At 36.6% G+C, this 20,334-nt stretch carries 16 protein-coding genes and 1 CRISPR repeat array (1 of these 17 only partly in view); of the genes, 11 read left to right on the forward strand and 5 right to left on the reverse strand.

Annotated features, from left to right (window positions below; all coding sequences use genetic code 11):
- Nucleotides 1-87 precede the first annotated feature (87 nt).
- Nucleotides 88-2,136, forward strand: coding sequence for a YhgE/Pip family protein (locus ACE38V_RS16035; RefSeq protein WP_375842734.1), 2,049 nt, complete (start codon nt 88-90; stop codon nt 2,134-2,136).
- Nucleotides 2,137-2,326: 190 nt separating this feature from the next.
- On the opposite strand, the gene ACE38V_RS16040 is transcribed toward ACE38V_RS16035, so the two are convergent.
- Nucleotides 2,327-2,818 carry a GNAT family N-acetyltransferase gene (locus ACE38V_RS16040; protein ID WP_375842887.1) on the reverse strand — a complete coding sequence of 164 codons (492 nt, stop codon included), beginning with the start codon at nt 2,816-2,818 and terminating at the stop codon, nt 2,327-2,329.
- 826 nt (nt 2,819-3,644) lie between these two features.
- Here ACE38V_RS16040 and ACE38V_RS16045 point away from each other — a divergent pair.
- Nucleotides 3,645-4,400: a class I SAM-dependent methyltransferase gene (locus ACE38V_RS16045; RefSeq protein WP_375842736.1), complete on the forward strand. Its 756-nt coding sequence runs from the start codon at nt 3,645-3,647 to the stop codon at nt 4,398-4,400.
- A gap of 61 nt (nt 4,401-4,461) precedes the next feature.
- Here ACE38V_RS16045 and ACE38V_RS16050 read toward each other — a convergent pair whose 3' ends face one another.
- Nucleotides 4,462-6,726 carry a nitric-oxide reductase large subunit gene (locus ACE38V_RS16050; RefSeq protein ID WP_375842738.1) on the reverse strand — a complete coding sequence of 755 codons (2,265 nt, stop codon included), beginning with the start codon at nt 6,724-6,726 and terminating at the stop codon, nt 4,462-4,464.
- A gap of 417 nt (nt 6,727-7,143) precedes the next feature.
- Between ACE38V_RS16050 and ACE38V_RS16055 the strand changes: the two genes are divergently transcribed.
- Nucleotides 7,144-8,214 (forward strand): branched-chain amino acid aminotransferase, encoded by a 1,071-nt coding sequence (locus ACE38V_RS16055; RefSeq protein ID WP_375842740.1) that lies wholly within the window; start codon nt 7,144-7,146, stop codon nt 8,212-8,214.
- Between the two features lie 106 nt (nt 8,215-8,320).
- On the forward strand, nt 8,321-9,232 hold the full coding sequence (locus ACE38V_RS16060) for a ketopantoate reductase family protein (RefSeq protein WP_375842742.1): 912 nt from the start codon (nt 8,321-8,323) through the stop codon (nt 9,230-9,232).
- Nucleotides 9,233-9,578: 346 nt separating this feature from the next.
- Here the strand turns inward: ACE38V_RS16060 and ACE38V_RS16065 are convergent, their stop codons facing one another.
- From ACE38V_RS16065 to cidR, 3 genes are all read right to left on the reverse strand, one after another.
- The gene (locus tag ACE38V_RS16065; protein ID WP_375842744.1) at nt 9,579-9,953 is read right to left on the reverse strand and encodes a hypothetical protein; all 375 of its coding nucleotides are present in this window, start codon (nt 9,951-9,953) and stop codon (nt 9,579-9,581) included.
- Nucleotides 9,954-9,972: 19 nt separating this feature from the next.
- Nucleotides 9,973-10,491 carry an acyl-CoA thioesterase gene (locus ACE38V_RS16070; protein WP_375842745.1) on the reverse strand — a complete coding sequence of 173 codons (519 nt, stop codon included), beginning with the start codon at nt 10,489-10,491 and terminating at the stop codon, nt 9,973-9,975.
- A gap of 188 nt (nt 10,492-10,679) precedes the next feature.
- Nucleotides 10,680-11,588 carry a cidABC operon transcriptional activator CidR gene (gene cidR, locus ACE38V_RS16075; RefSeq protein ID WP_375842747.1) on the reverse strand — a complete coding sequence of 303 codons (909 nt, stop codon included), beginning with the start codon at nt 11,586-11,588 and terminating at the stop codon, nt 10,680-10,682.
- 231 nt (nt 11,589-11,819) lie between these two features.
- Between cidR and cas3 the strand changes: the two genes are divergently transcribed.
- From cas3 to cas2, 7 genes are all read left to right on the forward strand, one after another.
- Nucleotides 11,820-14,249, forward strand: coding sequence for a CRISPR-associated helicase Cas3' (gene cas3, locus ACE38V_RS16080; protein WP_375842749.1), 2,430 nt, complete (start codon nt 11,820-11,822; stop codon nt 14,247-14,249).
- A gap of 188 nt (nt 14,250-14,437) precedes the next feature.
- Complete coding sequence (cas5c, locus tag ACE38V_RS16085) at nt 14,438-15,157, forward strand: type I-C CRISPR-associated protein Cas5c (RefSeq protein ID WP_375842751.1); 720 nt, start codon at nt 14,438-14,440, stop codon at nt 15,155-15,157.
- The gene (cas8c, locus tag ACE38V_RS16090) at nt 15,154-17,046 is read left to right on the forward strand and encodes a type I-C CRISPR-associated protein Cas8c/Csd1 (protein WP_375842752.1); all 1,893 of its coding nucleotides are present in this window, start codon (nt 15,154-15,156) and stop codon (nt 17,044-17,046) included. The genes cas5c and cas8c overlap by 4 nt, the downstream gene beginning before the upstream one ends.
- Before the next feature lie 21 nt (nt 17,047-17,067).
- Entirely contained in the window at nt 17,068-17,937 is an 870-nt protein-coding gene (cas7c, locus tag ACE38V_RS16095) for a type I-C CRISPR-associated protein Cas7/Csd2 (protein ID WP_375842753.1), read from the forward strand.
- Nucleotides 17,927-18,583, forward strand: a complete 657-nt coding sequence (gene cas4 / locus ACE38V_RS16100) for a CRISPR-associated protein Cas4 (protein WP_375842889.1) — start codon at nt 17,927-17,929, stop codon at nt 18,581-18,583. The genes cas7c and cas4 overlap by 11 nt, the downstream gene beginning before the upstream one ends.
- Nucleotides 18,580-19,611, forward strand: a complete 1,032-nt coding sequence (cas1c, locus tag ACE38V_RS16105; RefSeq protein ID WP_375842755.1) for a type I-C CRISPR-associated endonuclease Cas1c — start codon at nt 18,580-18,582, stop codon at nt 19,609-19,611. The genes cas4 and cas1c overlap by 4 nt, the downstream gene beginning before the upstream one ends.
- 9 nt (nt 19,612-19,620) lie before the next feature.
- Nucleotides 19,621-19,911, forward strand: a complete 291-nt coding sequence (cas2, locus tag ACE38V_RS16110) for a CRISPR-associated endonuclease Cas2 (protein WP_375842757.1) — start codon at nt 19,621-19,623, stop codon at nt 19,909-19,911.
- A gap of 168 nt (nt 19,912-20,079) precedes the next feature.
- Nucleotides 20,080-20,334: direct repeats of the CRISPR family, unit length 32 nt; unit sequence GTCGCATCCTATATGGATGCGTGGATTGAAAT; it runs 1,893 nt beyond the window's last position.

A 20,334-nucleotide genomic window follows, 5' to 3' on the forward strand; every position in this document is an offset into this window, starting at 1 on the left:
AGGTTTTTCCTTGCATAATCCTCTTCTCTCTAGGAAAAAGTACTCTGGAAGGTGTCCGTAAATTTGGATGATGAAAGGAGGAGCTTCTTGGAGGGAAGGAAAGAGAAATACAGAAAAAGGTCTATAACTAGAGTTATAGCTATTGTTATTATTGCGGTTATTTTTGTTCCATTACTTTATTCCGGTATTTATCTCAGTGCCTTTTGGGATCCATATGGACATTTTGATCGAGTACCTGTTGCCTTTGTGAATTTGGATAAACAGGTAGTAAAAGATGGAAAAACCTATCATGTAGGCCAGGATCTTCAAAATAATTTAAAAGACGATAAGCAGATTGGCTGGCACTTTGTTAGTTATGATGAAGGCAAAAAAGGAATTAGAGGAACAGCCTACTACGCCTTGATTATTATTCCATCTGATTTTTCACAAAAAATTGCTGAATCAAGCAGTGGAAAAATCCAACAACCGACGATTATTTATGAAGGAAATAAGGGGAAAAACTATGTTTTCGCACAGGTTTCTGAAAGAGCAGCAGAAAATATAAAATCAGAAATATCCTCCATCATTCAAGAGGAAACAACCAGAGCACTAGCTAAAAGCTTGTTTGATGTAAGAGATTCACTTAAGACGGCAGGAGACGGTGCAAAGAAACTATACGATGGAACAATAGCCTTATCAAAGGGCTCCGAATCCCTTTCAACTGGATTAAAAGCTGCTGCAAGTGGATCAAATCAGCTTCAAGCAGGCTTAAAGTCTGCAGCAACAGGTCAGACGGATATTAAGAACGAAATCGACTCATTGGTAAACGGCCTTCAGCAATTTAAGAATGGCTTCACGCAAAATACAGAAAATATTTCAGCTCTATCTGCTGGAGCAAGCTCAGTATCAGCAGGACTACAAGAGATCACTTCAAAGACAGAAGGCGCTAATCTTTCAACGGGGTTAACTACTACTGCTGATAGCATTGCTCAAATAAAAGGAGCAATCAGCCAAGTATCTTCGATTTTGACTACTTCTACTGATCAAGAAAGTATCGAACAGGCAAGAGGAATATTAACTCAACTGGTTGCCAATATAAATAGCGAAAATCTCGAAGATAAATTAAGATCATCTGCTATCGATGCCGGTGAACTCACCGCTAATCTAAAAAAATTAAATAGCGGATCGAAGCAGGTATCTGATGGGACAAAGGCATTAACTGCCGGTTTGGCTGCGACCCAAAGTCAAGCTGCTTCAGGAGTAAATAAATTGCTTGGCGGAGCAACACAATTACAAAAAGGAAGCAGGGATTTACAAAAGGGTTTAAATACAGCTGTTCAAAAAAATGGAGAGTTAACGTCAGGTTTAACTCAGCTACGTGCTGGTGCAGAGAAACTTGATAACGGAATCGATAAGGTAAGTCTGGGTGCTTTTGATTTGCAGGGTGGTTTAATGAATGGCTATAAGAAATTAAACGATAGCTTAACCTTTACCGTCCAAGATATCTCAAACTATATAAAAAATCCTCTAAGAATGAAGGATGAGACCATTAATAAGGTGAAATATTATGGGGAAGGTCTTGCTCCCTATTTTATCTCGTTATCCTTATGGCTTGGAACCATGTTCATGAATTTAATCGTTTCGTTAATCAAACTTTCCAATACCGTTCAATCAAAGTTTCTTAAGACTTATACAGGTACTTTTATTTCAGGTTCTATTTTAGTCATTTTGCAAGCCATTATATTAAGCCTAATTCTTGTTGAGGGTTTAGGTTTGGAACCCGTAAATTTACCTTTATTTTATCTTGGAAATATGTTTGTATCGGTTGTTTTCTTCAGTATCATGTATGGAATTACCTATGCGATTGGCTTAATTGGAACGCCCATTGTGTTTGTGCTATTTATCCTGCAGCTCGCTTCTTCAGGAGGAACGTTTCCAATCGAAACATCCCCAAAATTTTTTCGCGCCATCTCGCCTTATTTTCCAATGACCTATACGGTGGAAGGACTGCGAATGATTATAAGTGGAATAAATTCTTCAAGATTACTGACAATCTCAACCATTCTCCTTGGATTTTTGCTTCTCTTTTATGCTGGAGGTTTTGTGTTTAACCGAGTATTTAAAGGATTCAAAAATCTTAAGGCAGAGCCAGATTAAACGTCTACGGGTTCGGTTTTGAAGTTGAAAATGAAACTACACCCTATTTCACAAAAAAAGATAAAGGTATTACCATTAAATTAGCATTAGAAAAAGCAATGGGAAATTAATTCTATTGCTTTTTTTGTAGCAATAATAATTAACCTTTGTCCACTTTGGCTAAATGACAGTGAAGTGAAAACTTAAATGCTTAAAGAATTATCCAATACCTTTTTACAATATTTCCATCTTCCTCGATAAAGTCAGTATCTGAAATTCCACCATTGTTCAATATTGTTTTTTTCGAACCTGTGTTATCCTCATCACAAACAACAAGAACTTTTAATATACTTAATTCTCTTGCTTTTTCCAAAGATAATGATAAAAGTTTTGTTGCATATCCTTTTCGTCTCTCAGACGGACGAATGCCATAACCAATATGTCCCCCACAATTAAATAACTTGTCAGTTAATCGATGTCGGATATTAACAGCACCAATTACTCTTTTATCTTCATTTACTAACCAAAAGGTGGAGTCTGGTACCCAATTTGAAGGGATATTTTTCCCTTGTTCGGAATCAAGTAAGGATATAACCATTTCTTGAAAATTTGAAGGGTCTTTACTTATAACCCAAGGTACCATATCCTCCCCACTTTCTTTCCATTCTTGATAAAAAAAAAGATATTCAGATTCATATTCCATCGAAGGTCGAATTAAAAATAATTGTTTCAATAGAATTCACCAACTTAAAAATTATAATTCGTTTTGACAGTATAGATTTCCTTTTTTATCCTTATATATTAATAAATAAAGGGAGTCCAATTTATATGCGGATTGGACTCCTAATTGGATCGCTAATTTATTTTACAACCTTAAAACTGAATCCCATTATGAAAACCATCCCTTTTTAATGTTATTTAACTCTTTTCTTATTTCTCCAAAATACTATTGTGAGTATAAGCAAGAGAATGGGTATAAAACCAATTAACTTTAATCCGTTTTCCGCACCTAGAAAGTAAAAAGAGACTGGCAGAAAGGTCACAAAACTGATAAACATTGAAACCCAAGACCGATTATATAATCCAAATAGAAAAGCAATTATCGAAACACCGAAGGAGACCTGCCAAAGGAAAACAATCCAATTGAATGTAACCAACGCTCCTCACCCCTTTTATGTTTAATATTATAATTTTAACATATATTTCCACAGACCTTTGGATATATTTCTGAGATAAAAAATGTCAAGGAGCTATTTTAGCATACTTTTAGAACATATCCCTTAAATGGGGTTCTCCATTATCATGTTAATACTCATTATCATGATTACTTCCATTATTAAATGGATTCAGCTTTCTAGGATTCCACAAGATATCCTTTCGGAACGTTCCAGAGCAGAGGCTTCATAAACCGTAAGATGGAAGGAAAAAAATATTAAATTGAATTATAATTGGGTCATTCCCTTTTCATAATAAAAAGGGGAGTAACTCTTTTTTTGCTGAAGGAAATTTTATAGAGAGCGGGTGACCGAATGGACACAATCAATCATTTCACAGATAAAGCCAATTTATATACGAAATATCGTCCGAGCTATCCAAAGGAATGCATCGATGATTTACTTTCTAAGAGTCATGCTACAGGAAATTGTCTTGTCGCGGATATTGGTTCAGGAACAGGAATATTTAGTCACCTTCTTTTGGCGAGGGGATTGAAGGTAATGGCAGTTGAGCCTAATGCAGATATGCGAAAAGAGGCAGAGCAATCCTTAAGCCAATTTGAAGGTTTTCACTCAGTTGGAGGGAAGGCTGAGGATACAAAGTTAGGGGATAGCAGTATCGATTTGGTAACAGTTGCTCAAGCCTTTCACTGGTTTGATAAGGAGAAATTCAAGCAAGAATGTCAGCGAATCTTAAAGCCAGCTCGTAAGGTGGCGCTAGTATGGAATAGTCGGGATTTATCAAACGAAATTATAAAAGAAAATGAGGAAATATGTAGAAGACTTTGTCCTGATTTTAGCGGTTTTAGTGGTGGTATTGCGGGAACACCAGGGGTATTCGCTCAGTTTTTTAAGGATGGCAAATATGAATTTCAGTCTTATCCCAATCATTTTGAGTTAGATTATCAAGGGTTTTTGGGAAGAAACTTGTCAGCTTCCTATTCACCTAAAAAAGATGACAAACAGTTTGTCCCATTTGTTGAGGCTTTATCCGATCTCTTTGTAAAATATAACCATAATGGAATCATCCTATATCCTAATACAACGATAACCTACTTGGGAAATGTGTAGAGGTGCCTAGCACCGCCCAAAGAATCTTTCAACATAAACCGGGTAGTGCTAGGCAGTTTCTTCAAGTTTCTACGTAGTCTAGCCGATTGCTTTTGAGGGACCATCCGGTTTTTAGTCCGATAATGAACCAAACTAAGGCAAGTCCTCCAATAGCAAATATGGAATCTCCAATAATTCGTAGCCAGACGAATAGGTGGACGATATCCTGAGACATAAAGGTAGCAGATCTTGCATACCACATTCCATGCTGCACACTGGCCCAAGTCTGCATGAGACCAATTGGTAATAGACTGATGAGAATCATCAGAGAAAGGCCAATATTAATGGCCCAAAAGGCAAATTTTAAGGAACCCGTCTTCCATTCGCGTTTTACAGTTAAGCCGCGTAGGCAGAAGAGCATTAAGCCAATTCCAAGCATGCCGTAGACACCGAATAAGGCCGCATGACCATGAACAGGTGTAGTGTTAAGTCCTTGCATATAATATAAGGCGATTGGCGGATTAATAAAGAATCCAAATAAACCCGCACCAACTAAATTCCAAAAGGCGACACTAATAAAGAAGTAAATGGGCCATTTATAGGCACTTACCCACGGGCGAGCTCGACTTCGAGTTAAATTCTCATAAGCTTCAAAGCCGATTAAGACGAGCGGAACGACTTCTAGGGCACTGAAGGTTGCACCAAAGGCAATAACTCCTGTAGGTGTTCCGCTAAAATATAAGTGGTGGAATGTACCGATAATTCCTCCAAATAAAAAGATAACCGTTGAGAAGAGGACCGAAGTGGTGGCAGTTCGGATTCCGAGTAGCCCCATTCTTGTAAATAGGAAAGCCATGACGACGGTAGCAAAAACTTCGAAGAATCCCTCTACCCAAAGGTGAACGACCCACCAACGCCAATACTCTGCAATCGCTAAATTGCTGTGCTGTCCCCACAATAATGCTGGAATATAGAAAACTGGAATCGCAGTAGACGCAATTAAAAATAAAGCAAGCAGATGACGGCTTTCCTTTAAATTCTTAAACGCTGGCCAAATAGCTCTTACCATGAGGAATAGCCATAAGAATAATCCAACTGTTAGGAATAATTGCCAAAACCGACCTGTGTCCGTATATTCATAGCCTTGATGCCCAAACCAGAAGTTAGATACATGGCCAAGCCGCTGTTGAACAGCAAACCATTGTCCAATCATGGATCCTGCTACGATGATGATTAAGCATACAAAGAGAAAGTTGACTCCAAAGCGTTGAAATTTTGGTTCATGTCCAGAAACGGCAGGAGCGATGAATAAGCCGGTTGCTAGCCAAGCGGTGGCAATCCACAAAATTCCTAATTGTGTATGCCAGGATCTAGTTAACGAATATGGAATCCATTTATCAATCGGAATGCCATAAAAGCCACTTCCTTCTACTTGATAATGGCCAGTGATGGCTCCAAGTAAAAGCTGAACAAGCCAAAGAGCCGCAACAACCCAAAAATATTTTTGCGTCGCTTTCATAGAGGGAGTAGCTGAAAGGGCTAGTAATGGATCATGTTTTGGAGAATCTTCTTCTCCCTCATGTCCCTTTTGGGAGGCGTAATACCATGCCAATGCGCCAATACCCGCAAGTAGCAAGACGAAGCTGATAACAGACCAAACCAGCATTTCCCCAGTGGCCTTATTGTCAATTAAATTCTCATTTGGCCAGTTATTTGTATAGGTCACATCATCACCGGGACGATTTGTTTCGGTCGCCCAAGTGGTCCACCAAATATAGCTAATAAATGCACGAAGACGATCAGGGTCTTTAATGACATTCTTTGGCATCGCATAGGTTTCGCGAAGCTTATCAAGCCTTGGATCGTCTGTAAATAAAGACATATAATGTTGGCTTACATTCGCTATGGCCTGTGCTCTTATTGGGGATATGGAAATTTCTTCTGTATCCTTATTGTAAGTATTAGGCCTAATTTCATTTTTTAGTCTTTCACGAAGGGCAGCCTTTCTCTCATTATTTAAATTTGAATAGTTTTTGCCATAGTCTTTTTTTGACCAGATGTTTAATAGCCATATTGACTCACGATGTAGCCAATCAGCGTTCCAGTCCGGAGCCACATAGGCGCCATGTCCCCAAATACTTCCAAGTTCTTGTCCACCAATGGATTGCCATACATTTTGCCCATCCTCAATCTGTTTCTTTGTATAGAGGACTGTTCCATCAGTTGAAATGACCCGATCCGGTATTGGGGGCATGGATTGATAAAGACGTCCACCATAATATCCGAGAATTGCGAATGAAGCGATAAATACGATTGCTAGGCTAATCCACAGCCTTGTATAACGCATAGGTACACCTCCGGGTTTATATCTAGTTATCAAGTGGAATCTGTTTCCATTTAATAGCGTAATCATATATTCCCCGTGTATTTAAAAAAAATGCATAGAATTTGAAGGGCCGGTTATCGAAGTCTTACCGATTTACATATTTTTTAGATGAAGGTAATGTCCAATCCCATCTAGGATTCTAGCAAGCCAAAAGACAAACTCATCTTCTATGTAGGTATTTTCAAGACACCTGATTGATACAAGATATTTTGATCATAAGAAAATTTACAAACTTTTGCATAAATTCAGTCAACGTCTTAGTGCTTTCATGTGTTAAAATATTGATAATTAAATCATCACAATGTATTTGTTATTTAAACCGCAGCTAAAGCGGAAAAAGGCAAATACATAGTTTATTAAAGATAGGAGCATACGGCGATGAAGGAATTGGAGATTGCAATAACATTAAGCACAGACAAGAAAGAGAAGCCTTCTTCTGATGGTCTGGAGTTTGGAAAACATTTTACCGACCATATGTTTATATGGGATTATACTGAAGGAATCGGCTGGAGCGATCCAAGGATTGTCCCCTATCAAAGAATTGAGTTGGATCCTGCTGCTACTGTTTTTCATTATGGTCAAACCGTATTTGAGGGATTAAAGGCTTATGTTACAAAGGATGAGCAGGTGTTATTATTTAGACCAGATCAAAATATGAAAAGAATGAACAAATCAAATAATCGACTTTGTATGCCAGCGATTGATGAAGAGTTAGCATTAAGTGCACTTAAACAACTTATTGCCATTGATCGTGATTGGATTCCAACCGCAGAGGGAACATCCCTTTACATTCGTCCATTTATGATTGCCACTGAGCCATATTTAGGGGTTGCGCCATCTAAAAAATATACCTTTATGATCATACTTTCACCAGTTGGGGCCTATTATAAAGAAGGCATTAATCCAGTTAAAATCGCTGTTGAAAGTGAATATGTCCGTGCAGTTGCTGGGGGAACGGGTGATGCCAAAACCGCTGGAAACTATGCTGCAAGCTTAAAGGCTTCAGAAATTGCAAGCCAGCATGGTTATTCGCAAGTTTTATGGCTCGATGGAAAAGAAAATCAATATATTGAAGAGGTTGGGAGCATGAATATCTTCTTCAAAATAAACGGGGAAGTCGTAACACCATCCTTAAATGGAAGTATACTTGAAGGAATTACAAGAAAATCAATCATTGAATTATTAAAATATTGGAATGTTCCAGTATCTGAAAGAAAAATCTCAATCCAAGAGATTGAGCAATATTATCGCGATGGGCAATTAGAGGAGGCATTTGGAACAGGGACCGCCGCAGTCATTTCTCCTGTTGGCGAGCTCTTCTGGAAAAATGAAAGGCTCCTAATCAACAACGGAGAGATTGGTGCGTTATCGCAGAAGCTTTATGATACTTTGACCGGGATTCAAACAGGTACTAAACCTGATCCGTTTGGCTGGACACTTAAATTATAATAATATGTGAAAGAAATAATAAAAGCAGATTCATAAATGCCGCGAATCTGCTTTTAATACTTTTACTTATAAGATTTTTTATTATAAAGGATAGGAGGAAAACGTATTGAAAACGGTATCAATTATTGGATTAGGAGCATTGGGAATTTTATTTGGGCATCATTTATCAAAGAGAATGCCAAAAGCAGATTTACGAATTATTGCTGATCAAAATCGTATTCAAAAATATCAACGTGAAAAAATTTTTTGCAATGGAGAAGAATGTTCGTTTCAATATGTGACACCGGAGGACCAATGTGAACCTGCTGATTTACTGATTTTTACCGTTAAATTTAATGGATTGGAAGAGGCAATTCAATCAGCTAAGCATCATGTAGGAGAAAACACTATTATCCTATCCGCACTGAATGGCATCACGAGTGAAGCTATTATTGGAGAAGCATATGGGATGGATAAAATCCTCTACTGTGTCGCTCAAGGGATGGATGCGGTAAAGGAGAGAAACCAATTAATCTATCACCACATGGGAATGCTTTGCTTTGGAGATCAGCAACCAGGGGAAATCTCGCAAAAAGCAAAAGAGGTTGCTGACTTTTTTGCTAGAATGGAAGTTCCTTATGAACTAGATAAGAATATGAATACAAGGCAATGGGGAAAGTTTATGCTAAATGTTGGTGTCAATCAAACCGTTGCTGTTTATCAAAGTAACTATGGAATTGTCCAAAGAGATGGCGAAGCAAGAACTGCGATGATTTCCGCTATGAAGGAGGTGATTCTTCTATCAGAAAAGGAAGGAATCCATTTAAGTGAACGGGATCTGCAATATTGGCTAAAGGTTCTTTCCACTTTAAGTGCTGACGGAAAACCGTCAATGGCTCAAGATATAGAGGCGAAACGTTTCAGTGAGGTTGAATTATTTTCGGGGGCTGTACTTGAATTGGGAAGAAAGCATGGAATTCCAACGCCAACCAATCAGATGCTTTATGAGAGAATCAAAGAAATTGAAAGCCATTTTTAGCTTGTTTAATGTCATATTTCATAAAAATAACTATGCAAGGGAAAAATGTTAAGGTTTTATTTTTTGACAATGGGTCTTAGCATTTTTTTATTGCCGCTATACACCAAATCGTTTGAAGCAAGTCCAAGGACAGATTCCCATGTGATTCCGATACCTGGGGCAAAGAATGTGAACAAGCAGTGGATAATATAAGGGCATTCGATTTTAAATTGACGGACGTTGAATATATAAGAGAATTTGTTGGGTGGAGGAACAAATAGAATAGAAAAAGCGATAGTGGTGGGGTGCTAGAGTCATGTACCCGGCCACTATCGCTGTACTCATTTGACGGATTGACTCTGAAAAGTTATTTCATCACGGAAGGACCAACAAGTGTTTCAGGATTCTTATCGAGTCCTAATAAGCAAAGATTGGCATAACCAATTCCATTTCTATATTTAAAAAATAAGGTTCTTAAATTCCGAAAGTTAGGATCTTCTTTTAATTTTTTTAATTCCCTCTTATATACGCGAAGTACAGAATGATAAACATAATGTGGTGAACATTCGCTAGGATCCTCATCCATTAAGAGGCGACCCATGTAATAATACTTAAATTCAAGTGCACGTGTGAGATTAACCATATCAGTAAATTTTTCATAAAGACTCGGATAATCCTTTTTAAGGTCTTTAAGGGCCTGTTTCGCGGTAGTTAACTCGTTAATGCTTGAAACTGTGATCATAAATAAAAATTTCCCCCTTTTATTTTTCCCAAGGCTTTTCTAATGTAATATACTCAGCTAATTCTTTGCTTTTTCTTCTACGTAGCTTCCGCGTATCAGCTCTTTCTTTCCCGGTATTGTACAAAAATATTTCTTCATCTGATTCCGGTTGGATGCCGGGTACTTCGACAGGCTTTTTGTTTTCATCGAGAGCAACAAAGGTTAAAAATGCTGTTGCTGCCACTCTGCGATCCCCTGTAATTAAATCTTCTGCAATTACTTTGCAAAAAATCTCCATAGATGTTCTTCCTGTCCGAGTGACAAATGATTCGACACATACAGAATCAGATTGATGAATTGGACACAAGAAATCAATTGAGTCCATTGAAGCCGTTACACACTCTTTGACTCTGGAATGCCTTCTTGCAGAAAGTGACGACACATCGTCAATCTTTTTCATTAAGATACCGCCAAAAAGAGTATTATAGTTATTCAAATCACAAGATAAGACCTGTGAAGTGCTAACTACACGGCTTTCACTTGCCTTTTTTACTGTCATGTTTTGCTTCCTTCCTATTTTTAACTCTAATGAATTATTACTATATCCTTGATATAAAAAGGATATTTTATTTATAGAAAATTGTACGCCCGAATATTCTTCATGTAAAATGGTTAAATTTTATTAGTATTATAGTTTTTATCTATGTAAGCGCTACCTGAATATTCAAAAATGAATTTTAATTAGGGCTAATCGAATAGCTGGGGCTTATTTTTGTTTTCTGTATATTGCTCCTTAATGTAATGAATCCATTCCTTTGCCGCATAGGAAAGGTACTGGTCTTTACTCCAAATAATCGCTAAGTTTGAGTTAATAACAGGGTTTACCACCTTTATCGTCGTAATATTTTCATTTAAATGATGACAAACACTTTCTGGCAGTAAAGCAATTCCAAGATTGCAGGCAACCATTTCAGCTATAAAGGATTGCTGCGTACTTTCTGAAACGACCTTCGGCTGAAAGCCAACACTATTACAGGAGTAGATAATTCGATCATTAAGAACAAAATCTTTATTAAATAGAATAAATGATTCATTTTCTAACTCGTTCAAATGGACCTCAGTTTTGGCAGCTAAGGGATGCGTGTTTTGCACAATAAGTCTTAATTCGTCCTCAATAAGGGAGAAATGATGGAAGAGCTCAAGGTTTGTCGGAAGCACTACTATCCCCACATCTAATGAATTATTTTCGACTGCTTCTTCAATTTTCTTTGATCCTTGTTCAATTAACTGAAAGGTAATTCCAGGGTATATTTCATGAAAGCTCCCAACTATTTCTAGTAAAAAGCGGGCATCGAACAATGGCGGGAGTCCTATGCGAATATGCCCTTTTTTCAATTCTAATAGATTAGTTAGTTCCGTTCCTAGATTTTTAAAGGCTAAGTCAATTAGTTTGGCTTGTTCAAAAATAATTTGCCCGGCATCTGTTAAGGTAAGCTGTTTCCGAGAACGGTCAAATAGTTCCACACCTAGCTCTTGTTCCATATTCTTAATCATTTTGCTTATCGTTGGTTGAGAGATAAACAAGCGCTCCGCTGCCCGTGAAAAGCTATTTGATTTAACGACTTCCAGAAAATATTGGAGGTGCTTAATGTCCATTGGGTTCACCCGCTTGTTAAGTAGTATGATAAATTACTGAAAATTACATCTATTCTTATCTTAACATAGTTTTATTTATATATTCTGTTAAGAGAGCTAAATATTTTAGAAGTGTAGATGAAAAATAAATAGATGTCGATTATTGTCATTTAGTCTAAATAATTCTAAAATAGAATTGTAAAATATTCCTAATTATTATCTGCCAAAATAAAATGGAAATGGGGGCTCATAATGGACTTTGTTGCTCATATTCGTGAAAATGACAAGAAGATGCAAACTGTGAAAGAGCATTTAATGGAGGTGAAAGAATTAGCAGAATTATATGGAGAAAAGAATGGAATTATGCATATCACTGGACTGGCTGGTTTACTCCACGATTTAGGAAAATACACAAATCGTTTTAGAGATTATATTGTGGAAGCAGTTAAGAATCCCTTATCTCCACCTAAAAGAGGAAGTGTAGATCACTCTACAGCTGGTGGAAAGCTCTTATTCGAATATTTTCATTCCAACAGTAAAGTTCCCCCCTACAAGCAATTGCTTGCTGAAATTGTTGGTAATTCAATTATATCTCATCATTCCTACCTTCAGGATTTTTTAACCCCCGATTTAGAATCAAAATATTTACAGAGAGTCCGAGAAAAAGTAATAGAAGAATTTAGTCTAAGTAAGAAACAGTTTTTTTCCGAAGTCATGAGTGAAAAGGAATTTAATCAATATATCGATCTGGCTGCTTCTGAATTAGAATCATATATAGCTAAGGATCCTACAAAGAATATAGAAGAAAAAGCCATGTTTTTAACGAAATTTGTTTTTAGTTGCTTGATTGATGCAGATCGAACAAATACAAGATTATTTGAGGAAAATAAGAAGAATGAGATACCCAATCGAAATCAGGAGTTATTTCATCAATATGATGAAAGCCTTGAGAGGAAAATTAATTCCTTTAAAGATATGACCAATGCTCAAAATCCGATTAATAAATTGCGTTCCGAAATGTCGGAACAGTGTAAAAAATTTGCTGAACAGCCATCGGGAATCTATACTTTATCAATTCCTACAGGGGGCGGGAAAACGCTTGCTAGTTTAAGATATGCTCTGAAGCATGCAAGATATTTTAATAAAAATAGAATTATTTATGTTGTTCCATATACTACTATAATTGAACAAAATGCTGAAGAAGTGCGAAATATATTACATGATCGGGAAAATATTTTAGAACATCATTCCAATGTGATTAATGATGTAAATGAAGATGATGAGAAACAATCCGGAATGATGAATCTAAAGCAAAAATTAAAATTAGCCAAAGATAATTGGGATGCTCCGATTATTTTCACAACAATGGTGCAGTTTTTAAATGTATTTTATGCAAAAGGAAGCAGAAATATAAGAAGGCTTCATAATTTAAGTGAGTCTGTAATTATTTTTGATGAGGTTCAAAAAGTTCCTATTCATTGTGTATCCTTATTTAACCATGCGTTAAATTACTTGAAAACCTATTGTCATGCGAGCATTGTCTTATGTACGGCAACACAGCCGGCATTGGATTTCGTTGAGCATAAATTAGAAATCAATACAGATGGAGAAATGATAAAGAATCTTGATGAAGTAATTGAAGCATTTACACGAGTCCAAATAATCGACCGGGCAACCACTGAAACCTTTGATAATGAGAAATTGTCTGATTTTATTTCGGATCGGTTGGGAGACCTTCAAAGTATCCTGGTGATTTTAAATACGAAGCAAGTAGTTAAGAACCTATACAAGCTATTAAAAGATCAATTTACTAGTATTCCAATTTATCATTTAAGTACGTCAATGTGCGCTGCTCATCGTAATCAAATACTGGAGGAAATAAGACACCATTTATCTGCAGGAGAGAAAATAATATGTATTAGTACACAATTAATAGAAGCGGGGGTGGACGTCAGCTTTCAATGTGTGATTCGTTCACTTGCCGGCTTAGACTCTATTGCCCAAGCTGCGGGGAGATGCAATCGACATGGGGAAAATGAAATACAGAATGTTTATGTCATTGATCATGCCGAAGAAAACCTTAATCATTTAAAAGAAATTAGCGAGGGAAAAAAGATTTCAAAAAGAATTCTGATTGATATTCATGATAATCCTAAAAATCATGGCGGCAATATTTTGTCTAGACAAGCAATGGAAAGATATTTTCAAGAGTATTTTATCGAATTTAAATCAGACTTAAACTATGAAATTCCAAAAATTAGAAAAAATATAATTGAACTTCTTATGGTATCGAGAGGGAATAACAAACTCCTCAAAGCTTATTCTCATAATAAGGGAGAAAAACTCCCCTTGCTTTTGGCAAATAGTTACTATACTTGCGCTGAAAACTTTAAGGTAATTGATAATATTACGACCTCCATTATTGTTCCATTTGAGGAGGGAAAAGAAATCATTGCTGATTTAAGTAGCGATCGTTCCATTCAGGATCTTTCAGAATTTTTAAGGAAGTCTCAGCAATATACCATTAATGTCTATTCCCATGAATTAAAACAGTTAGAAAAAAATGAGGGACTCGTTCAATTTTTGGATGGCAATATTTTGGCACTAAGGGAAGGAGCTTATAGTAAGGAGTTTGGTTTTGATCTTGATAATGAAAGTGGGCTGGATACCAATATATTTTAAAACCTATCTTTCGAGAAAGATAGGTTCCCAAATAATATAATGTATATTTATTTCAATCCACACCTAAAAAAATAGGCGACAATTTATTTTATCAAAATGAAAGGGATATATTTCAAATATTGAATGAAAATTTCGAAAGGAGTACAGTGAAATTATAATGAAAAACTCTTGAGAAGGGAGGAGATACTATGAGAAATGCGATTGAATTTCAAGTGTATGGGAAGTATGCACTGTTTACGGATCCATTGACAAAAATGGGCGGAGAAAAAATGACCTATAATGTACCGACCTATCAGTCTCTCAAAGGAATAGTAGAATCCATTTATTGGAAGCCTGCTCTGCTAATGATTGTAGATGAGGTCCGTGTGATGAAAGCCATTCAGATGGAATCAAAAGGAATCCGACCCATTGAATATGGCGGAGGAAATACGCTAGCCAATTACACGTATTTAAAGGATGTGAAATATCAGGTCAGGGCTCATTTTATATTTAACCCTAATCGACCAGATTTGGCTTTTGATCGCAATGAAAATAAGCACCATAATATCCTAAAACGTTCGCTTAATGCTGGTGGGCGAAGGGACATTTTTCTTGGTACGAGAGAATGCCAGGGCTATGTTGAACCATGTGAATTTGGGTCTGGAGATGGATTCTATGATCATTATGGTGAACTTCATTTAGGAACGATGGTTCATGGCATTAATTATCCCGACGAAACAGGAAGAAATGAAATGGAAGTACGTCTCTGGAACCCAGTGATGAAGGATGGGATTATTCAATTTATAAGACCTGATGAATGTACGCAAGTAAGGAAAGTAGCAGCCATGGAACCCAAATATTTTAGCAATCAAAATGTAGAAAATGTAGATGATTTATTCGACCAATTAGAGGAGGGAGGGAATGAATGAGCTGGTTACTAGATTTATATGAAACATATGAGGAGAATTTGGAGCAAGTAGGCAAGATAGAGAAGAAAACAAATGACCAAGAATTTACTCTATTACCTATTTCTCATACGACGCAAAATGCCCATATAGAAGTATTAGTAACGGAAAATGGTGATTTCCATTCAGCACAAGTGATTGATAAAAGCAGTGCAAGCACACTAATTCCTTGTACAGAGGATTCATCAAGCCGTGCGGGTTCCAAAATAGCCCCTTATCCCCTTCATGATAAATTGAGCTATGTTGCAGGAGATTTTGTAAAATATGGTGGGAAAATTAAAAAGGAAGAACCCTTTTCCTATTATATTAAGCAATTAGAGGATTGGGCCAAATCTTCTTATAGTACACCTAAGGTAAATAGTATCTACAAATATTTAAGCAAAAGGCAATTAATTCAGGATTTAGTGGCATCTAACATCTTATGGCTTGATGAAGAAGGACAATTATTAGATAAATGGGACAAAAAGGCAGAGGCTCTATATGGGGAAAAGCCACAAATATTTTCAGTTATTAACGGCAGCCAAGAAAGCGCTTTCGTTCGATTTGATGTCTATTCCCCTAATGAAATTTTAACTAATGTTTGGAAGGATCAAGACATGTATGAATCCTTTATTCATTATTATAATGATTCATTAGGCGAAGAAGACTTTTGCTATGTAACAGGGGAAAGATTGCCAGGTACAGAAAGACATGCTAATAAAATTCGAAATGCTGCTGACAAAGCTAAATTAATTTCGGCTAATGATACAAGCGGTTTTACTTTTAGAGGACGCTTTAATAAAAGCAATGAAGTGGCAAGCATCAGTTATGATGTTTCACAAAAAGCACATAATGCTTTAAAGTGGCTAATTAACCGTCAAGCAAAAATCATTGACCAAAGAGTGTTCCTAGTGTGGAGCATTGATGGCCACAAGGTGCCTGATCTAACAGAAGATGCTTATGACACTTTTATGTTTAATGAAAATGTAAGTGATGCAGGGGAAACTCAATCATTTACCAACCAAGAATTTGCTTTTGAATTTGCAAAGGCATTAGCTGGGTACCGCAACAATTTATCTACTAAGTCTAAAATCAATATATTAATCCTAGATTCAGCAACAACAGGAAGGCTGGCTGTTCTTTACTATCGCAATATCCAGAAAGAGCTTTACTTAGATAGACTTGTAAATTGGCATTCAACTTGTGTTTGGCTGCACCGTTATCGAAAAAACAGGGAAGGGGAGCGGGTCCAATTTTATGGTGCTCCATCTATGAAAGACATTGCTTTTGCGGCCTATGGACCAAATGCAAGCGATAAAATCGTAAAAGGGTTAATGGAACGGATGTTTCCTTGTGTAATTGATCAGCGTAAAATCCCTTTAGATATTATTAGAAGTGCTTTGTATCGTGCTTCAAATCCCGTCTCTATGGAAAGATGGGAATGGGAAAAAACTTTGAGCATTACATGTGCATTAATTAACAAAAAGGAGGAATACAAAGTGGCATTAGATTTAGAAAATAATGATCGTGATTATTTATTTGGCCGTTTATTGGCAATAGCCGATGTATTAGAGAGACGAGCTTTAGGACCAGAGGAATCAAGGTCGACCAATGCCATTCGTTATATGAATGCATTTTCCAAGCATCCTGAAAGGACATGGATCACGATTCAGGACAGTTTACAGCCATATCAAGTTAAACTTGGAAAAAAAGGCTCCTTCTTATCAGGATTAATTGATGAAGTGGCTTCAAGAATCTCATTTGAGAATTTTAATAATAGACCTTTGTCTGGAAAGTATTTATTGGGATTTTATAGTCAACGGCATGAGTTGTATCAAAAGAAAGAAAAAACTGATGTGAAAGATGAATTATAAAAATAGGAAGGGGAAATTAAAATGAATACTTTAGATCATAAGATTGATTTTGCTGTTGTTTTATCTGTAACGAAGGCTAATCCAAATGGGGATCCATTGAATGGAAATCGGCCTAGACAAAATTACGAAGGTTATGGAGAAATCTCTGATGTTGCGATAAAACGGAAAATTAGAAATCGCCTTCAGGATATGGGGGAATCTATTTTTGTGCAATCTAATGATAGAAAAGTAGATGAATACCATAGTTTAAGAGAAAGAGCAGAGGCAAAACCAGAACTTGTGAAAATATTTAAGTCCAAAAATAGTTCCAACGATGAATTTGCAAGCATCGCTTGTCAAGAATGGATGGATGTGCGTAGTTTTGGTCAAGTTTTTGCATTTAAAAGTTCAGGTGCAGGGTCTGGTGTTTCCGTTGGCGTAAGAGGACCCGTTTCCATTCATACAGCAACCAGTGTAGACCCAATTGATATTACAAGTATGCAAATTACTAAAAGTGTCAATTCGGAACCTGGAAAGGATAAAGGCTCTGACACGATGGGGATGAAACACCGCGTTGATTTTGGAGTCTATGTTTTTTACGGCAGCATTAATACACAATTAGCTGAAAAAACGGGATTTACGAATGAAGATGCTGAAAAAATGAAACAAGCTCTTGTCACCTTATTTGAAAATGATACATCATCTGCTAGACCAGAAGGGAGTATGGAAGTGCACAAGGTTTATTGGTGGGAACATAACACCAAACTTGGTCAATACTCATCTGCAAAAGTACATCGATTATTAAATGTAGCACTAGCACCAAAAGTGGAAAATCCAAGGACATTTGAGGATTATAAGATCACATTAGATGAGTTAGAAGGTCTTAGCGTTGAAGTCATTGATGGAAAGTGATGAAGAAGAATATCTAATGCTGTCTGGAATTCAACATTTTCAGTTTTGCAAACGGCAATGGGCTCTAATACATATAGAGCAGCAATGGGAAGAAAATGTAAGGACAGTCGAAGGACAATTTCTTCATCAGAAAGCTGATACGCCATTTATTCGGGAGAAACGTGGCAATAAATTGATTGTTCGTGCCATGCCAATCAAATCAAGAGAATTAAGAATAACGGGAATATGTGACGTTGTAGAATTTATGAAGGATGCAAGCGGTGTTGAGATAAATGGTCTTGAAGGGAAATATATGGCTTATCCAGTAGAATATAAACGAGGGAAGCCTAAGGTGAACGATATTGATGTCTTGCAATTAACTGCACAAGCGATGTGTCTTGAGGAGATGTTGCTTTGTAGAATAGATTTAGGATATTTATTTTACAATGAAATAAAACATCGAATAGAAGTCCCTATAACAGAAATCGAAAAAAGTAAAGTAAAACAAATTGTTACGGAAATGTATGATTTTTATCTGAGAAGACACACACCAAAGGTGAAAACAGGTACTTATTGTACCAATTGCTCCCTGCAAAATATTTGTTTACCTAAGTTAATGAATAAGCAATCGGTAAAAAGTTATATTGATGGGAAGATTCGGGAATGAAAAAACTTCTAAATACACTATTTATAACTCAGCCTGATTTGTATTTATCGTTGGATGGGGAGAATATCGTTCTTCTTAAGAATCAGGAAAAGGTGGGGAGATTGCCTCTTCATAATCTTGAATCAATCGTTAGCTTTGGTTATACAGGAGCCAGTCCGGCGCTGATGGGATTCTGTGCGGAACGAAATATTTCATTAGTTTTCTTGACAATGAACGGCAGATTTCTTGCAAGAGTGATTGGGAAAAGTAAAGGAAATGTTGTTCTTAGAAAGAAACAATATCGTGTGTCGGACGATGTTGAGATGTCAGCCCAAATAGCTCGTAATTTTATTATAGGGAAAATATATAATAAAAAATGGATGATTGAAAGAATGACCAGAGATTATCCATTAAGAGTGGATGTCTCTCAATTTAAGGAAGTCTCCCAACTTTTATCCTCTATTATCAAGGATGTTCGTATATGTGAGGATTTAGGAAGATTAAGAGGGTTAGAAGGCCATGCTGATATTCATTACAATAGCTTGTTTGATCAAATGATTTTACAACAAAAAGATAGTTTTTCCTTTCATTCAAGATCTAGAAGACCACCATTGGATAATGTAAATGCGATGTTATCATTTGCATATACTTTATTGGCAAATGATATGGCAGCTGCACTAGAAGGGGTGGGATTGGATGCATATGTCGGCTTTATGCACCGTGACCGCCCAGGAAGGGTTTCATTAGCGTTAGATGTGATGGAAGAATTAAGGGGAGTTTATGCTGATAGATTTGTCCTGTCCTTAATTAATAAGAAAGTCCTCAATAAAGATGATTTTCTAAAAAAAGAAAACGGTGCAGTCATTATGACAGACGAAGCAAGAAAAAGCTTTTTAACCGCCTGGCAAAATAAAAAGCAGGAAAAGATCACCCATCCTTTTCTTGGAGAAAAAATACCTTGGGGCTTAGTTCCCCATGTTCAGGCATTATTATTAGCTAGATTCCTGCGAAATGACCTAGACGAATACCCACCATTTTTGTGGAAGTAGGTGAATCATTTGCTGATTTTAATTACCTATGATGTAAGCACTTCAAGTATTGGAGGGCAGAAAAGGTTGCGAAAAGTCGCAAAAGTGTGCCAAAAATATGGTCAGCGAGTTCAAAATTCAGTTTTTGAATGTGTGGTAGACTCCACTCAATTTGCTTCATTAAAAATTGAACTATTAGAAATAATTGATAAAAAGCAGGATAGTTTAAGATATTACCGATTAGGTAATAATTACAAAACTAAAGTGGAACATGTAGGTGTTAAGGAATCTATTGATGTTGAGGGTCCATTAATTATTTAGTGCGAATGTGATGTGAACATGATTTTTCAGATAGATTCGCACCGTATATTTTGCACTTTTTTGACAAAATTGATTTTTTTTGGTATGTGGTTCTTTGTTTAAACAAAGAAAATAGCGATATTTACTAAAAAATAAGCTGATTTATGTTATTTTTTATCAATTTTCGCTGTCGCATCCTATATGGATGCGTGGATTGAAATTAGAACTCCAAGTGTTTCAGCTGCGATTTCAAATGTCGCATCCTATATGGATGCGTGGATTGAAATCTCCTGATGCAGTTGAGGCATTAATAGCACCTGGTCGCATCCTATATGGATGCGTGGATTGAAATAAAGAAATTAGGAAAGGAATATACGAGTTCCGAGTCGCATCCTATATGGATGCGTGGATTGAAATTGGTTATACCATTTGTTAGGATAAATC

The organism is Cytobacillus sp. Hz8 (assembly GCF_042263505.1).
Lineage (GTDB): Bacteria > Bacillota > Bacilli > Bacillales > Cytobacillaceae > Bacillus_BE.